At 24.5% G+C, this 273-nt stretch carries 1 protein-coding gene; it reads left to right on the forward strand.

Annotated features, from left to right (window positions below; genetic code table 11):
* Positions 1-62 precede the first annotated feature (62 nt).
* A partial coding sequence (locus SB772_RS40880; RefSeq protein WP_410838636.1) for a hypothetical protein occupies positions 63-273 on the forward strand: 211 nt, incomplete at its 3' end.

The following is a 273-nucleotide window of genomic DNA, read 5'->3' on the forward strand; positions in this document are numbered from 1 at the left end:
CTAGTTACTCACAAATAAAGAAAACATTAATATTTTTGGATTATAGTAACAAATCGAGTATTTTGAATCAAATTAAACCAGAAACTCATGAAATTTCTTTTATTCTAAATGCTGATTCAATAGCTTCACCTATTTATGTTGATGGTAATAAAGTGAGCATTAATAATAATAATTTCCTAGTTTCTAAACATACACAGCTCCCTTTTACAGGGAAAATTAAAAAATATGGTGACAAAAACATTTATGTTTTAAATGACAATGATTATAAAGAAT

Source organism: Paraburkholderia sp. SIMBA_030, assembly GCF_046535245.1.
In the GTDB taxonomy this organism is placed as follows: domain Bacteria; phylum Pseudomonadota; class Gammaproteobacteria; order Burkholderiales; family Burkholderiaceae; genus Paraburkholderia.